Origin of the sequence: Aedoeadaptatus ivorii, assembly GCF_900638585.1 — a bacterium.
In the GTDB taxonomy this organism is placed as follows: Bacteria; Bacillota; Clostridia; order Tissierellales; family Peptoniphilaceae; genus Aedoeadaptatus; species Aedoeadaptatus ivorii.
Map to the genome: position 1 here is coordinate 385730 of NZ_LR134523.1, position 15832 is coordinate 401561.

The window sequence follows — 15832 nt, forward strand, 5'->3', positions numbered from 1 at the left end:
CGCGATGTTTGAACGATATATGCAGAGAAAGCTCCCCGACGCGCGAGATGCGGCGGCGCGCAGTCGCATGGGGCGAGAGGCGTCTTTGATCGGGATCGGGACCAATCTCGCCCTGGCGGCATCGAAGATTGTGGTAGGCACGCTTTCCGGCGCCATTTCGATGGTCGCCGACGGGCTTAACAACTCCATGGACCTGTTGAGCTCCCTGATTTCTTTGGGGGGCTTTCATTTCGCCGCCATGCCCGCCGATCGCCGCCATCCCTACGGCCATGCGCGCATGGAGTACTTGGCGTCCTTTGTGGTGAGCCTGATCATCCTCTGGACGGGGGCGAGCCTGTTTTGGGAATCGGGAAAAAGCATACTGCATCCCAAGGCGATGGAGGTATTGCCTGTCGCCTTTGTGGTGCTGTTGCTTTCGATCGGGGCAAAATTTCTCCTCTTCGCCTACAATCTCGCCCTGGGAAAGCGCATGGGCTCCGATCTTTTGATCGCCACCGCCTATGACGCCCGGGGTGATGTGCTCGCCACCTCGACGGTGGTGCTTTCGGTGGGCGTACAAAAGCTGTTCGGCCTCAATATCGACGGCTTTGTGGGCCTGCTCGTGGCAGGAGTGATCCTAAAGAGCGGCTGGGAGAGCCTGACCGATACGGTGGATTCTCTTTTGGGCGAAAAGACCGACCCCGCCCTCATCGAAGAGCTCCTCGCCTTTATCGAGAGCTTTCCCGTCGCCATCGGCGTACACGATTTGATCTACCACGACTACGGTGCACAGAAGCGCTTTTTGACCGTCCACGTGGAGGTCAACAGCGAATGGGACGTGCTCAAGATCCACGAGGACATCGACGAGATCGAGCGGCGACTGGCGGAGGAATTTCAGCTGGATGCCACCATACACATCGACCCCATCCGCATCGACGACCCCCGCAGCAATGCGCTCTATGACTATCTGAAGGGGACCTTGCGAGAAATTCACCCCAAACTCGACCTACACGATTTTCGCATCGTCGACCGAAAGGACGGGTTGAATCTCGTATTTGACGTACTCGTTCCCATGGCGATGGAAGGAAAAGAAGAAGAGATCGACAGAAGGCTGCGTCAAAAGGTCGCCGAAAAGCACCCCGAATACGCGCTGATCACCACCTACGATCCCGACTATCAGGATCTGTTGGGGGCACAGGAATGAACGCGCTTTACAATCCCGACGAGAAAAAGCGGCTCTTGGCGATTTGGTCGAAAGAGGGCGGCCTCAGCGGCAACGCACTGAAATTTTTTGCTTGCCTCTTTATGTTCTTCGACCATATGGCCCAGGGCGGCGTGCTGCGCGATTCCCTGGGGATCGAGGTGGGGGGCCTTTTGCCCTTTCAGTATTACGATTCCCCGGGCCTGTTGGCGGGCAATCTTATGGTGCTCTTCGGGCGCATCGCCTTTCCCATATTCTGCTTCTTTTTGGTGCAGGGTCTCTTTCTCACCCGCGACTATAAAAAACAGCTGATTCGGCTCTTTCTCTTCGGCGTTCTTTCCGAGATCCCCTTCGATTTGGTTGCAAACGGCGGCCTAGAATGGGGACATCAGAATGTGTATTTTACCCTGGTGGCGGGGGCGGCGCTCGTCGTGCTCCTAGAAAGAATTCGGCACACGGATTGGAAACGGCTGCCGAAGATCGTCGCATCGACGGCCGTTTTTTTGGCCATCGCCGCTCTTTCCGCGGTTTGCGGCTTCGACTACGGCGCCTTCGGCATCGGCGCCATACTGCTGTATTACCTGGCGCGTGAAGATCGATTCCGCACCCTCTCGGCGACGCTCTTCGGCTTTTGGTTCGAGGCGCCCCTATTCGGTACGGTATATCTTTCGCTGCCTTTTCTTTGGCTCTATAACGGAAAGCGCGGGCGCGGGCATAAATACGCATTTTATGCCTTTTACCCCCTGCACTTGCTCTTTTTATACCTGCTTTCGTTGATTTTCTAGAAAGGAGATCTATGACTTTTCTCGATCGCTTGCGGGCCATTCGCCCGTACTTTACGCCTTATCGGGGCATTCTCTTTACCGACCTGCTCTGCGCGGGGCTCACCACGGTGTCGGAGATTGCGCTTCCGATCATACTCCGCCACTTGACCAATCTCGGCGTCAAAGACATTGGGCTCATTACGCCGGATTTGATCCTGAGGCTCGCGGGAATCTTTCTGGTCATCAAAATCATAGAGATCGTCGCCGCCTACTATATGACCAATATCGGCCATATGATGGGGGCGAATATCGAAAAGGATATGCGCAGAGACGTCTACAACCATTTGCAGACCCTGAGTGCCTCCTTCTACAACGATATGAAGGTGGGCCAGATTATGAGCCGCATCACCAACGACCTCTTCGACATCACCGAATTTTCGCACCACGCGCCGGAGGAATATTCCATCGGCGTCTTAAAAGTCGTCGCGACCTTCCTAGTCCTCGCCTCGGTGCATTTGCCACTTACCGTATTTTTATACCTTATGATTCCGATCATGCTCATCGCCGCCCGCAAATTCCGGTTGCAGATGCTTTCGGCACAGAGAAAACAGCGGCAGATGATGGGGAATTTGAACGCCACCATCGAAGACTCCATTTCGGGGATTCGCGTCACCAAGAGCTTTGCCAACGAAGGGATCGAACAAGAGCGCTTCGAAAACGAAAATATGCGCTTTTTAGAGACCAAGCGGGAATTCTACAAATCCATGGCGGGCTTTAATGCCGTCACCCGCAACTTCGACGGCATTATGTATTTGATCGTCATCATCGGCGGCGGCTTCTTTATGATGGCCGGCGAGATCCTACCCGGCGATATGGTCGCCTATATTATGTATGTTTCGACCATGGTACAGACCGTGCGCCGGCTGATCGACTTTACCGAGACCTTCCAAAAAGGACTCACCGGCATCGAGCGCTTTCAAGAGATTATGTCCATCGAAAGCGACGTCGTCGATCCGGCGGACGGCGTGGTACTCAAAGACCCCGAAGGCGCCATCGAGTTTCGGGATGTCGACTTCGCCTACGAGGGGAAATTCCCCGTATTGGAGGACTTTTCGCTTTCCATCCGCCCCGGCGAAAACGTGGCACTGGTGGGCCCCAGCGGATCGGGCAAGACCACCATCTGCAATCTGATTCCGCGGTTTTACGACGTGGATGCGGGGGCCGTCACCGTCGACGGCATCGACGTGCGCGAGATTACCCTCAACAGCCTTCGGCGCAATATCGGCATGGTGCAGCAGGATGTGTACCTCTTTAATACCAATATTATGGAAAACATCCGCTACGGCCGGCCCGAAGCCACCGACGCCGAGGTAAGGGAGGCGGCCAAACTCGCCAACGCCTACGACTTTATTATGAACCTCGCCGAGGGATTTGAGACCTTTGTGGGCGAGCGCGGCGTCAAACTGTCCGGCGGGCAGAAACAGCGCATTTCCATCGCGCGGGTATTTTTGAAAAACCCGTCGATCTTGATCCTCGACGAGGCGACCAGCGCACTGGATAACGAGAGCGAGATGATCATTCAAAACTCCCTCGAAGAACTCACTGCCGGGCGCACCACCATCACCATCGCCCACCGCCTCTCGACCGTCGAAAACGCCGACACCATCCTCGTGCTTCAAAAAGACGCGGGCATCGTAGAACAGGGCAACCACCGAGAGCTGATGGCAAAGCAGGGCCTGTATCATCACCTCTACACCAAGGGCGGCAATTTGGAAGCAGGTTTCGAAAATCGGTAAATTTGACAAATATACAATCGTCGGGTATCATAAGTAGATACCCATGGGGACGAAATGGCTTCGACGGGGATTCGGAAGCCGGAGTAGCAAGCCGTTGATGAGTCAGGCAACGTTAAAATGGCTCAAAACTTTAAATGCTAACGACAACAACGTAGCACTGGCAGCGTAAACACGCTACCCACGGAACCGAGAGGTCCACGGCTCGGGGAAGTGTCAATTCAGTGGAGAAACGCGCTCGGTCAAGCTTTGCCCCGAGAACGGAATCTATGAAGCTACCTTATAGACGAGTTTTGTTTTTCCCTCGTGTATAGGGGAAATTTCAGGAAAAACTGAGCTTGGAGAAACTCCGGTGGAAGGATTTTCGGACGCGGGTTCGACCCCCGCCGTCTCCACCAAATCAAAAAAGGCCGTGTGGCAATATACTGTCACGCGGCCTTTTTCTATGCTCCCGGTTTCGCTATGCGTTTCGATTTGATATACTGCGCTCTATAAGGAGGTACTTTATGACGGAAGATATGAAAAGAGAATCCAGCTATTCGGTCGCATCTGGCAAAGACTTGCCGTATGTGGTCTTACAGGTGACGCTGAAAGAAAAGTTTATCGGCACCGGATCCGGCAATCTGGTCGAATTGGAAGAGGTCATCAACGAACAGGCGGCAAAAGGCTACCGGCTGCATACCATGACCACCAGCCACGGCGGCAGTACCGGCTTGCTCGGCGGCGATCGAATCCAGGCGACACTGGTGTTCGAGGCGATCCGATAAAGGATGCGCCGCAATCTATAAAAGATATACATTTCGATTGGCGGGATCGCAGATTTGCGGTCTCGTTTTTTTGTGCAGAAAGACAAAAAATTATCATTCCGAAATTTACCGAAAAATAACTGTACCTTAACTTTTGAATAATGGGGATAAAACAAGGAGCAGATACACTGGGAGCCGATGTATAAAGTTGCGGTATACGCAAAATCGGATCCACGCGCGGCGCGATACGACGCGGGGGCATATGAGGAGGAATTATGAAAAACTGGAAGCGAAGCCTCGCGGTAGGCGGATTGGGAATGATGATGTTGTTGACGGCGTGCGGTGGAAGCGGCGCAAAAGAGGCCGAGAAACCGGTGGATCTCTCTTCGATCAGCGTGGAAGAGCTCGAAAAGAAGGCGAAGGAAGAAGGGGAAATCCAATCCATCGGCATGCCCGATGCATGGGCTAACTGGAAGGACACCTGGGATCAGATTTCCGAGAAGTATGCCCTGAAACACACCGATACGGATATGAGTTCCGCCGAAGAGATCGCCTTGTTTGAGCAAGAAAAATCCAATCCCACCAAGGATATCGGCGACGTGGGCCAAAGTTTCGGGCCCGTCGCCGAAGAAAAGGGCGTCTCCGCCAAGTACAAGACCTCGTACTGGGACAAGGTACCCGATTGGGCAAAAGACGACGACGGCGACTGGATTATCGCGTACTACGGCACCATCGCCATCATTACGAATACCACCAAAGTGGCGAATCCGCCCAAATCCTTTGCCGACGTACTGGAAGGGGACTATAAGGTCTCGATCGGCGATGTCAACGCCGCTACCCAGGCACAAAACGCCCTCCTTTCCGCGGCCATCGCCAATGGCGGAGACGAGAAGAATCTGCAACCGGGCTTCGATTATTTCGCCAAGCTCGCAGAGCAGGGCCGTTTGGACCTCTCCGATCCCTCCGTGCAGCGACTGGAAAAGGGCGAGGTGGAAGTCGCCTTCGTATGGGACTTTAACGGTCTAAACTACGCCAAACAAGTGGAAGAAAGCAATCCGAATCTAAAATTCGAAGTCACCATCCCCTCCGACGGGGCGGTGCAATCCGGGTATTCCACGATCATTAACGCCAGGGCGCCCCACCCCCATGCGGCGGCATTGGCGCGGGAATACATTCTTTCCGACCAGGGACAGATCAATTTGGCAAAGGGGTACGCCCGTCCCATTCGCGACGATGTGGAATTGCCGGCGGATGTCAAGGACATGCTCCTGGACGATTCGCTGTATGCCAAGGCACAACCCATTAAGGATATGAAGGCATGGGATGAGGCGGCGAAGGGACTCGGCCAAAAATGGCAGGCCGAAGTCCTTACCAAGGCAAAGAAGTAATGGAGAAACTGATTCTAATCGTACTGGACGGGCTAAATGCACAGACCGCTTTTCGCCATATGGGCTATTTGGAATCCCTCGCCGAGGCGGGTTTGTGTGCCACCTACCGGGTGATCTCCGAGCTGCCGGCGATGTCGCGTCCCCTGTATGAGACCATTCAGACCGGCCTCGCGCCGCGCGAGCACGGCATTACCAACAACGGCATTCCCAAGAGAAGCGGCGAAGAAAATATATTTTCCATTGTGAGACAGGCAGGCGGCGTAACGGCTGCCTGTGCCTATTCGTGGGTCAGCGAGTTGTATCACCATACGCCCTTTCGACCGAGCGAAGATCGATTTTTTACAGATGGCGAGGGGGAGATCGCATTGGGTTCGTTCTATTGGAACGACAAATATCCCGACGACCATCTCTTTGCCGACGCGCATTATTTTATCAAAACATATGCACCCGAATATCTCCTGCTGCACCCCATGAATGTAGACGATGCGGGCCACGCCTACGGATCGGACGCGGCGGAATATGCCTTTGCGGCGGCAAATGTCGACGTGGCACTCAGCGATTATTTGCCGCTGTGGCGGGAGGCGGGCTATCAGGTCGTCGTGACCGCCGATCACGGCATGAATCCGCTCCGCTTTCACAACGGCGCATCGGATGCGGAGCGGATTGTCCCGCTCTATATCTTTTCGGAAAAAATACTGCCCGGCGATTTTCGCGATCAACAGCGGTCGCAACGGGAGGTGGCGCCCCTCTGCCTGTATCTGTTGGGGCTTTCCCCTTCGAAAAAGATGATCCCCATGGGGGTTGCCCGCCGTTCTATGTAAAAGGAAAGGATCGAAAATGAGAACCGACGCAAAACTTCCGCTCCTATTGTTCCTCCCCTTCGGGGTGTTGGCCCTCTTTTATATTCTCCTGCCTCTATTTTCTATTCTGTGGAAAAGCTTTTTCGACAATGGCGGTGCCTTTATCGGGATGTCCAATTATGGAGAGATTTTTTCGAATCCCTACTATTTTATGGGCATCGCCAATTCCCTGAAAGTATCGTTCTTTAGTGCGCTTATCGGCCTGATTCTCGATTTTATGGGCGCCTATGTGATTTATAACAACGAAGGCGTCTTAAAAAAGGTATTTTTGAATGTCCTCAATATGACGTCGAATTTTCAGGGCATTCAGCTCGCCTTCGCCTTTATGATCATCCTGGGCAATTCCGGCGTGCTGGTGCTCTTGGGCCAGGCTTTGGGTTGGAGCTTTCTCGCCGATTTCGACCTCTACGGCACCAATGGCCTGCTCCTCACCTTTATCCACTTTCAGATTCCTTTGGGCACGCTGCTCTTGTACCCGGCATTCGCCATGATCCAGGACGAATACAAGGAAGCGGCACAGCTCTTAAAGACCGGTACCCTTCGTTTTTGGCTGTATATCGGCATTCCCATTCTATCGCCGGTGCTCTTCGGCACCTTCTCGATTCTGTTTGCCAACGCATTGGCGGCCTACGCCACCCCCTATGCGCTGTTGGGGAACAACTACCCCCTTATGCCGATTCAAATCTCCTCTATGTTTACGGGGGATATCGTGCAGCAGCCGGGAACCGGGAGTGCCCTTTCGGTGATTATGATATTGATCATGCTCTTGGTAAATGGCTTGGGATTGCTCGCCGGTAGCAATCGAGAGGGGAGGGAAGTCCGTGAAGAAAAACAGTAAACTGCTCGATATCCTCGCCTTTGTGGTGATCGGCTTATTTTTGATACTGCCGCTCTTTATGACCGTGGTGTATAGCTTTTTCAGGGATTTTACCAAGATCATACCACGGGAATTTACCTTCGATTTTTATCGGGAACTGTTTACCGCCACAGAGATATGGCCGGTGTTGATCCGCACCGTCTTGATCTCCGTCCTCCCCGTCTTGATTACCGTAATGATTATGCTCCTCGCCCTATATGCGGCCCGGGTTTACTATCCCAAAGCGGAAGTCATCATGGATGCGGTCTCCAAAATCCCGTACGGGATCCAGGGCGTAATTATGGCGGTTTCCTTGATCGTCTTATACGGCAATTCCGAGAACTTTTACGGCAATCGGATCTTTCTGCTCGTCTGCTCCTACTGCGTGTTAATCTGCCCGTATATGTATCAGGGCGTCAAAAACACCCTGACCGCCATCGATATGACGCCTATGCTCGAGGCGGCGGAAATCCTCGGCGCCTCTTCTCTCCGCACCTTTGTGACCATTATTGTACCCGCCGCCTATCGGGGACTCTTGGCGACGATGCTCCTCTCGGCGGGACTGTTGTTTGCGGACTTTGTGCTCGTAAATATATTGGCGGGTTCCTATTATGAGACCCTGGGCATCTTCCTCAATCGCATGCTCAGCGTTTCCGGTCCCACCGCCGCCGCCATTTCTACGATTATGAGTGTGGTAATGCTGGCGCTTTCCGCCCTGGTCAACCACTTGAACGCACGACAATCGTCCCCGCAAAACGGGAGTAAGGAGAACTAAGATGAGTTATATCGCATTTGAAAACATACAGAAGAGCTATGACGGCACCCACTATGTGCTCAAAGACATCAATCTCGAAATCCAAAAAGGGGAGCTCCTCACCCTCTTGGGCCCCTCCGGTTGCGGAAAATCCACATTGCTGCGTTGTTTGGCGGGATTTAACCGCGTCGATCACGGTACCATCCGCATCGGCGATAAGATCGTCAACGATCTCGCGCCCGGGGAGCGAAATGTGGGGATGGTATTTCAGTCTTATTCGCTCTTTCCCAATATGAACGTAGAAAACAATATCGGCTTTGGGCTGAAAATGCAGAAGATGCCCAAGGAAACCATACGAAAAAAAGTCGCCGAAATGATCGAAATCGTCGGCCTTAAGGGGCGGGAACATTATGCGCCGTCCCAACTTTCCGGCGGGCAAAAACAGAGAGTCGCTCTGGCGCGGGCGCTGGTCACCGAGCCCCGCGTGCTCCTATTGGACGAGCCGCTTTCCGCCATCGATGCGCAGCTGCGAAAGAGCCTGCAAAAATCCATCCGAAACATTCAACAGCAACTGAACATCACCACCATATTCGTCACCCACGACCAGAACGAAGCCATGCTGATGAGCGACCATATCACCATCTTAAACGACGGGAGAATCGAGCAGATCGCCACACCCATCGACCTCTACACGCGGCCCCGTACGGAATTTGTCGCCAACTTCGTCGGCAACTACAATGTCCTGCAGCCACAGGCGTTCGAAACCATGACCGGCGAGACGAGGACGGGCGCCGTCGCCATTCGTCCCGAGGCGATCCAAATCGTGGGCGAAGACACGCCCCAAAAGGACGACTACATTCGCCTGGTGGGGCGGGTGCGCGACCGCATTCCCAAGGGAAATCTGTTGGAGTATTTGGTAGAAAGCAACGGAATCGTCCTGAAAATCGATACCCTCTTTCGCACCCACAATCTGTACGAGCCGGGCGAAGCGGTCGGCGTCGAGTTCGAAAGGAGAAATGTGCTGGATCTGGAATAAGTAGGCGGCAGAATCCCGAAAAGACCAATGCCGGCCCTACGAGAACTTAACCCGAACACCGCATGGGCATAACAAAACCGAATCCATATGACGGAATTGTAAAATAGTGCTTGCAATCTGTCGGCGACCTTGGTAAACTATATTGTGCTACGGAGAGTTAGCTCAGTTGGTAGAGCGCTACGTTGACATCGTAGAGGTCGCTGGTTCAAGCCCAGTACTGTCCACCATTTGTATAAACGGCTGGTTGCTGCTAACGCTGCAATTTAGCCGTTTTTTCGTGTTTTCATAACTTTGGTTTTTGTTATTTGCGGCTGCAATTTGCTGGTTTTGCATCGTCTCAGAACATCATGGCGCGCACATCAACGCCGTACAAAAGCAAATGCAGAAAGTGCACCGAGATCAGTTGCGGCGACGATGTGGCCAACGAACCGGGAAAGGACAAAAAGCATGCGGCGCGCACACTACATCACACGGAAACGACCTATTTGAAAGCATAGCTGACCTGCTTATGTAAAAAAAGCTGGGCATTAAGGAATATGAATTTTTGGCCACCCTAGATATGAAGACCAGTGCAATATGCCGTTCTATGGACGGCAAGCACTTTCCTATTGACGAAGCTATGCCGGGCGTAAACTATCCGCCTATGCATCCGAGATGCCGATCGACTACGATCACCTACAGGGAGAACAAAGACGGAAAGACGAGGACAGCGAGAAGCGAAGACGGGAAGAGCTATGATGTGCCTCTCGATATGAATTACGAAGAGTGGCATAAGACCTATGTAGAGAACGATCCGGAATATTTGGCTAAGGAAAAAGCATGGAAGAACCGTCATGGTGACAGAAAGCAATATGAGAATTACATTGAAGCGATAGGAAAAAAGAACGTACCCTCTAGCTTTGATAGCTTCCAAAAATTAAAGTATAATAATACGAAAGAGTGGGAGCAATTAAAGCATTATAAACGTTCAATAAAAAGTGGTGAGTTGACGTCATTTGCAGATTTTAAGTTATATAAAGATGTATCTAAAGAGATAGACGAAAAACTGATAGGGCTAAAGACATCAGATGGTGTTGTGATAAATAAGAAATCTAAGCATTTCATCAATAGGGTGATTGGTTCTGTAGAACAAAAGAGAAATGGAGTGGATATTGAACACGCGATACGAATATTGTCAACCCCCGATGACATTAAGAGGCTCAAACATAGTACGAGGTATAGCATAATGGGTGTTGGGTCTGTGTCTGTTAATCCGAAAACTGGTAAATTGATTCAAGTAAATCCATTAGGAGGTCGCAAGAAAAATGATTAACATCACTGAGCTTCAAAAGAATGAATTGAGTAAGGATATTAACAACCTTGAAGAATTATTGAATAACGGCGACTTGGATAAGTTATTGTTAGCGATTGATGAGTTATTTTTGTCAAATCTCGATGAAAATGACGAGCCCACAGAAAAGGCTATGAAATACCAACGGCTATATGATCAAATATACAACCAAAACTAAAAGCACATCTTACGGTATAGCTGGTGTGCTTTTTTGATGCAGTAAAACAAGGTTGCAACTTACAGGCGTGCACTGTAAGGGGCGAAAGGAGCAGAAAGATGAAGAAGAATTGGAACAAACTGAAGTGATTTTATGACTTAAGAGAAGAAAAGAGCCGGAAAGTGGGCAACGCCTTTGAGCAAGTAGTAATTGTATAGAGGCGAGGCACGTCAATGCAAAATCCTGGGTAAACAGGAATCGGCCGAAGTGCCTCGTTTATGGTTGTAAAAATTATCCAAATCCTCAATCAATTACTTAAAATGGTTGCATAATCATAACACGCGTGTCATAATTCATATAGAAAGTGAGGTGAGAAAGTGATAGAAATCGCTTAGGGGTATGGATCCCAAAAGCAATTAACGGGTGCCAACAAATACAAGTTAAAAGCTTGCGATCATAAAGCTAGAATTGAAATGGCTTAAGGGTGGGGGTTAATTCCCTACCCATAAGAAAGTTCTATCACATGGAAAATGTTAAATCACTTACTCAATCTATTGCTCTTCGTCTCGATTTTGGTGTGCATCGCTTTATTCATTAAAAATGGAAAGTTGCAGGAAGAAAAGAAAAGACTAGAAAAGGAGCTTGAGCGTGAACAACGAAAGAAAGACAAGTGATGCTCAAATTCGAGCGTCAAGAAGATGGGAAGAAGAAAATCCGGAGAAGAAAAGGTATCAGCGCGTCAGGAGCAACGCCCGTACGTTTGCTCGGAAATATGCCAGGTCTCGCGAAGAAGTAGAGGAGCTACTTGGTATTTTTGATGAAGAAAATTCGAACGCCACAAAATAAGAGTCCGGAGGTGCGTCCGGATTTCAAAAAGTACATCCTATCGTCCCTATCAGCCCCCAGTTTAGAGGGGTGCTCGATTATAAACGGCTTCACTAGTGATTTATAGGGGTTTAATGATTGGTTCAGTTTCAGTACTGTCCACCATATTTGAAACGGCGTAAGGTGTGTTCTATGTCGTTTAAGGCGTCCCTTATTCGAAGTGCAGAGGATGCACCCAAATAAGCGCACAAAAAAACGCCTCCGAAGAGGCGTTTTTGTCGCGTTTACAGTACTTTTTAGTACGGTGCGAAGTTTTGCATATTCCACCATTCTTGTTGGTAGATTTCATATTGGGTACGCAGGGTTTCCAAGTGGGATTGTTCCCATTTTACGAGGATGTCGAAGAGGTGCTTGGATTCTTCGCTTTCGACTTTTGCCTTTGCGTCTTCGTAGAAGGTCACGGAGTCTTTTTCCATGTTCATGCCTACGGAGAATACGGTTACGGCCAAGCGTACCATGTCTTCATCCAATTTGTCCCATTTGAAGATACCGGGAGAAGGAACTTCTTCTTTTAATTTTTCCGGATCGTAGTTGATTGCCTTGCTGTCGTCGATGATTTTTTCGGACAGGGAACGAAGGTATTCGATGTGCTCTTCTTCTTGTCTTGCGAGGTCCAACAGCGCGTCCTTCGTAGAGGAGGAAGCGAATTTGTCGGCTGCGAGTTTGTAGAATTCTGCACCTTCGACTTCGTTCAGCATTGCCTGTCTGAGGATTTCAACTTCATTTCGCATTTACAATCTCCTTCATTTTTTCTCCACCAAACTTCAAGGCTTCCAAGTTGGATTTCATAACTTTTTCGCCCTTCTTACCGTAGAGTTTGTCTACCGCTTTTTCCAAAGCGCCTTGGCTGACCATGCCGGTGATTTCGTTGAATGCGCCGATCATGATCATGTTGAGAACGCGAGGGTTACCGAATTTTTCGGTTAGACCGTTGACCGGGAGCAAGTGCGAGTTGATGTCGCCTCTGGTCGTGTCTTTGTTGACCAGGGAGCTGTTGATGAAAATGTGTCCGTCGGGAACGACATAGGACTCGAATTTGTCCAAGGAAGGTTCGTTCATGGCGATGACGGCGTCGGCTTGTGCGATGTTGGGCGCGCCGATGGGATCATCGGAAAGAATGACGGAGCAGTTTGCCTTACCGCCGCGCATTTCGGGGCCGTAAGAGGGCAACCAGGATACGTTTTTGTCGTCGAACATGCCGGCATAGGTCAACAGTTGGCCGATGCCCATAACACCTTGTCCACCGAAACCGGATACGATAACTCTTTTCGTAGTCATTATAGATCCTCCCCGTTGCGCAGATTTCCTAAGGGATAGTAGGGAATCATGTTGTCTTCTAACCATTTCAATGCTTCTGTCGGAGGCAGACCCCAGTTGGTCGGGCAGGTAGAAAGAACTTCTACGATGCCGAATCCCGTGCCTTCGAGTTGCAGTTTGAAGCATTCCATAATCGCCTTTTTGGCCTTGCGGATGTTTGCGGGCGTGTTGACGGCAACGCGTTCGACGAATTTAGCGCCGTTGATGGTTGCGAGCATTTCGGCGATGCGGATGGGACGTCCGGCCCAAGCTTCGTCGCGGCCGTAGGGGCTGGTGGTAGTCTTTTGGCCGACCAAGGTGGTGGGCGCCATTTGACCGCCGGTCATGCCGTAGATGGCGTTGTTGACGAAGATGGTGGAAATGTGTTCGCCTCTGTGGGCGGCTTGTACGATTTCGCCCGAGCCGATGGAGGCCAAGTCCCCGTCACCTTGGTAGGTGAAGACGAATTTGTCGGGGGTGGAGCGCTTGATACCCGTAGCGACTGCCGGTGCACGGCCGTGTGCAGCTTCGAACATGTCGCAGTTAAAGTATTTGTAAGCGAGTACGGAACATCCTACCGGTGCGATACCGATGGCATTGCCCGTCAGGCCGAGTTCTTCCAGACATTCAGCGACCAATTTGTGCACTACGCCGTGGGTACAACCGGGGCAGTAGTGGGTCGGCATATCGGTGAGTGCTTTGCTTCTGGTGTAGAGTAGTTTTTCCATTTTACGCCTCCAATAGCTTTAAGGCCACTTCTGCGATTTCTTCCGCGGAAGGAATCATACCGCCTTGGCGACCATAGAATTCTACGGGCAGTTTACCGTTAACGGCGAGACGTACGTCTTCGACCATTTGACCTTGGTTCAATTCCACGTCGAGGATGACCTTACAGTCTTTGTTGATCTTTTCGTACGCTTCGCTGGGGAAGGGCCACAGAGTAATGGGGCGGATGAATCCGACTTTGTAGCCTTTTTCCTTGAGGATGTCTCCGGCGGAACGGCAGATACGGCTGGTGGTACCGAAAGCGGTAAATACGATGTCCGCATCTTCTACGTCGATGACTTCGACGCGTTTTTCCTTGTCGGAGATTTCTTTATATTTTGCGATCAGCTTCTTGTTGTGGGCTTCGAGCTCTTCGGGAGAGAGGTAGAGGGAGTTGATGATGTGGGGCTCTCTTTCGCCCTTGGTTCCCATTGCCGCCCAGTCGGAGTGATCGTAGGTGGTGACTTCGTGTTCTTCGAATTCAACCGGTTCCATCATTTGTCCGAGCATACCGTCGCCACAGAGGATAACCGGGGTGCGGTATTTGTCGGCGAGGTCGAAACCGAGGTGAATCAGATTTACCATTTCCTGAATGGATGCCGGTGCGAGGGTGATGGTGCGGTAGTCACCGTTTCCGCCGCCGCGGGTGGATTGGAAATAGTCCGTTTGCGAAGGTTGAATGGATCCGAGACCCGGGCCCCCACGCATCATGTTGACGATCATGCAGGGCAGTTCGGATGCGGCGATATAGCTGATTCCTTCTTGCATCAGAGAAACCCCGGGAGAAGAGGAACTGGTCGCCACGCGGGTTCCGGTACCGGCGGAACCGTAGAGCATATTGATTGCGGCGACTTCGGATTCGGCTTGTAAGAAAGTACCGCCGATCTTCGGCAACTCTCTCGCTAAGTACTCGGGAACTTCGGATTGCGGGGTGATGGGGTATGCAAAGAACGTTTTGCATCCTGCGGCGATCATAGCCGCGCCGACTGCTTCGTTACCTTTGATTAAAACTTTTTCAGACATTCTATGACTCCTTTCACTCTTCTATGCGGTAGACGCTGATTACAGAGTCAGGGCAGATGATCGCACAGCTTTGGCATGCGATACAATCTTCCGGATTTTTCGCATAGGCGGGTCTGTAGCCCTTCGGGTTCAATTCATCGGTTTTGAGAGCCAAAACATCTTTCGGGCAGACCGATACGCAAAGACTGCAGCCTTTGCAGTAATCTTGATCGAAAGTGACTTTTCCTTTTGCCATATTTTTCCTCCTTATAGCATCCATTGATCCCTAAAATAGAGATCGATGGGAAGAATATAGAGATCGGGGAAATGTGCCTGTACTTCGGGCACCAACTCGCGCTTGCAGACCGTACCCAATAGGGGCAGGCCCGTAATGTCGCTGACCTGTTCGGCGAGGTCTAAGCCGCCGATGACGTCTTCGGCCGTGGTGTCTTTGAGGAAATGCGAGGTATTGAACAAGCCGGTAATTTGGGTATGGCTCGTCGCCTGGGTCATTTCCATAAATTCGATCACCTGTTCCGGCGTCTTGGTCTCCGGACGGTTGGAGTTGATGACGAAGATCTGTTCGTATCCCGTTTCCTCCAAGGTGGGGTAGTAGCGGGCGAGGGCACGTGCACCGGAAGGATTGCCGCCGACGTCGATAATGACGCGACCGTGACCGCTAGCGATGGCGGCATCGATGGCCGGGTCCAACGCGGGGATGTCCAAGGTCTTTGCCTTTGTCGCGGTGTAGAGGGCCTTGATGCCGTGTTCCTCGAGAAACGTATCCTTATCCCGAATTCGGAAGTACGTATTGATGATATCGAGGTCGACGATCGTCACCTGTTCTCCCTGTTCTGCGAGCTGTAAGCCTAAGTTGATGGACATTTCTGTCTTACCGCTGCCGAAGTGACCGGTAATGATAAGAATCCTGTGATGCTTCTTCCAATCCATATTTTCTTCCTTTCTTAAAAGAATCGCAGCAAGAAAACGTTTACACTACGGTACAATGTTTTCCGGCTA

At 51.2% G+C, this 15832-nt stretch carries 18 protein-coding genes, 1 tRNA gene and 1 other RNA gene; 14 read left to right on the forward strand and 6 right to left on the reverse strand.

What is annotated here, in order from left to right; genetic code table 11:
- The first annotated feature begins 4 nt into the window (after positions 1 to 4).
- The 14 genes from EL294_RS01860 (at position 5) to EL294_RS01925 (ending at position 11710) form a co-directional block, all read left to right on the forward strand.
- The gene (locus EL294_RS01860; protein WP_126464833.1) at positions 5 to 1183 is read left to right on the forward strand and encodes a cation diffusion facilitator family transporter; all 1179 of its coding nucleotides are present in this window, start codon (positions 5 to 7) and stop codon (positions 1181 to 1183) included.
- Complete coding sequence (locus tag EL294_RS01865; RefSeq protein WP_126464834.1) at positions 1180 to 1965, forward strand: TraX family protein; 786 nt, start codon at positions 1180 to 1182, stop codon at positions 1963 to 1965. Before EL294_RS01860 ends, EL294_RS01865 begins: the two co-directional genes overlap by 4 nt.
- Before the next feature lie 11 nt (positions 1966 to 1976).
- Positions 1977 to 3740: an ABC transporter ATP-binding protein gene (locus EL294_RS01870; RefSeq protein WP_126464835.1), complete on the forward strand. Its 1764-nt coding sequence runs from the start codon at positions 1977 to 1979 to the stop codon at positions 3738 to 3740.
- A 45-nt stretch (positions 3741 to 3785) separates the two neighbouring features.
- Positions 3786 to 4135, forward strand: a transfer-messenger RNA (tmRNA) gene (gene ssrA, locus EL294_RS01875).
- 108 nt (positions 4136 to 4243) lie between these two features.
- Positions 4244 to 4504, forward strand: a complete 261-nt coding sequence (locus tag EL294_RS01880) for a DUF4177 domain-containing protein (protein ID WP_126464836.1) — start codon at positions 4244 to 4246, stop codon at positions 4502 to 4504.
- Positions 4505 to 4758: 254 nt separating this feature from the next.
- Positions 4759 to 5871, forward strand: a complete 1113-nt coding sequence (locus tag EL294_RS01885; protein WP_126464837.1) for an ABC transporter substrate-binding protein — start codon at positions 4759 to 4761, stop codon at positions 5869 to 5871.
- Entirely contained in the window at positions 5871 to 6692 is an 822-nt protein-coding gene (locus tag EL294_RS01890) for an alkaline phosphatase family protein (protein ID WP_126464838.1), read from the forward strand. Before EL294_RS01885 ends, EL294_RS01890 begins: the two co-directional genes overlap by 1 nt.
- A gap of 16 nt (positions 6693 to 6708) precedes the next feature.
- Complete coding sequence (locus tag EL294_RS01895) at positions 6709 to 7569, forward strand: ABC transporter permease (RefSeq protein ID WP_126464839.1); 861 nt, start codon at positions 6709 to 6711, stop codon at positions 7567 to 7569.
- On the forward strand, positions 7553 to 8362 hold the full coding sequence (locus tag EL294_RS01900; protein WP_164715178.1) for an ABC transporter permease: 810 nt from the start codon (positions 7553 to 7555) through the stop codon (positions 8360 to 8362). The genes EL294_RS01895 and EL294_RS01900 overlap by 17 nt, the downstream gene beginning before the upstream one ends.
- A 1-nt stretch (position 8363) precedes the next feature.
- Positions 8364 to 9377 (forward strand): ABC transporter ATP-binding protein, encoded by a 1014-nt coding sequence (locus EL294_RS01905; RefSeq protein ID WP_126464841.1) that lies wholly within the window; start codon positions 8364 to 8366, stop codon positions 9375 to 9377.
- A 151-nt stretch (positions 9378 to 9528) separates the two neighbouring features.
- A tRNA-Val gene (locus tag EL294_RS01910) sits at positions 9529 to 9604 on the forward strand.
- A 299-nt stretch (positions 9605 to 9903) separates the two neighbouring features.
- On the forward strand, positions 9904 to 10689 hold the full coding sequence (locus EL294_RS01915) for a minor capsid protein (protein WP_269471190.1): 786 nt from the start codon (positions 9904 to 9906) through the stop codon (positions 10687 to 10689).
- Positions 10682 to 10885: a hypothetical protein gene (locus tag EL294_RS01920; protein WP_126464843.1), complete on the forward strand. Its 204-nt coding sequence runs from the start codon at positions 10682 to 10684 to the stop codon at positions 10883 to 10885. Before EL294_RS01915 ends, EL294_RS01920 begins: the two co-directional genes overlap by 8 nt.
- A gap of 627 nt (positions 10886 to 11512) precedes the next feature.
- Positions 11513 to 11710 carry a hypothetical protein gene (locus tag EL294_RS01925; RefSeq protein ID WP_126464844.1) on the forward strand — a complete coding sequence of 66 codons (198 nt, stop codon included), beginning with the start codon at positions 11513 to 11515 and terminating at the stop codon, positions 11708 to 11710.
- Positions 11711 to 11985: 275 nt separating this feature from the next.
- On the opposite strand, the gene EL294_RS01930 is transcribed toward EL294_RS01925, so the two are convergent.
- From EL294_RS01930 to EL294_RS01955, 6 genes are read right to left on the reverse strand one after another with little or no spacing between them, the layout of a single operon-like run.
- On the reverse strand, positions 11986 to 12480 hold the full coding sequence (locus EL294_RS01930; protein WP_126464845.1) for a ferritin-like domain-containing protein: 495 nt from the start codon (positions 12478 to 12480) through the stop codon (positions 11986 to 11988).
- Entirely contained in the window at positions 12470 to 13027 is a 558-nt protein-coding gene (locus tag EL294_RS01935; protein WP_126464846.1) for a 2-oxoacid:ferredoxin oxidoreductase subunit gamma family protein, read from the reverse strand. Before EL294_RS01935 ends, EL294_RS01930 begins: the two co-directional genes overlap by 11 nt.
- On the reverse strand, positions 13027 to 13773 hold the full coding sequence (locus EL294_RS01940) for a thiamine pyrophosphate-dependent enzyme (protein ID WP_126464847.1): 747 nt from the start codon (positions 13771 to 13773) through the stop codon (positions 13027 to 13029). The genes EL294_RS01935 and EL294_RS01940 overlap by 1 nt, the downstream gene beginning before the upstream one ends.
- Position 13774: 1 nt before the next feature.
- Positions 13775 to 14833 (reverse strand): 3-methyl-2-oxobutanoate dehydrogenase subunit VorB, encoded by a 1059-nt coding sequence (locus EL294_RS01945; protein WP_126464848.1) that lies wholly within the window; start codon positions 14831 to 14833, stop codon positions 13775 to 13777.
- Between the two features lie 13 nt (positions 14834 to 14846).
- Positions 14847 to 15068: a 4Fe-4S dicluster domain-containing protein gene (locus EL294_RS01950; protein WP_126464849.1), complete on the reverse strand. Its 222-nt coding sequence runs from the start codon at positions 15066 to 15068 to the stop codon at positions 14847 to 14849.
- A gap of 11 nt (positions 15069 to 15079) precedes the next feature.
- Entirely contained in the window at positions 15080 to 15763 is a 684-nt protein-coding gene (locus EL294_RS01955) for a nucleotide-binding protein (RefSeq protein ID WP_126464850.1), read from the reverse strand.
- Positions 15764 to 15832: the final 69 nt, after the last annotated feature.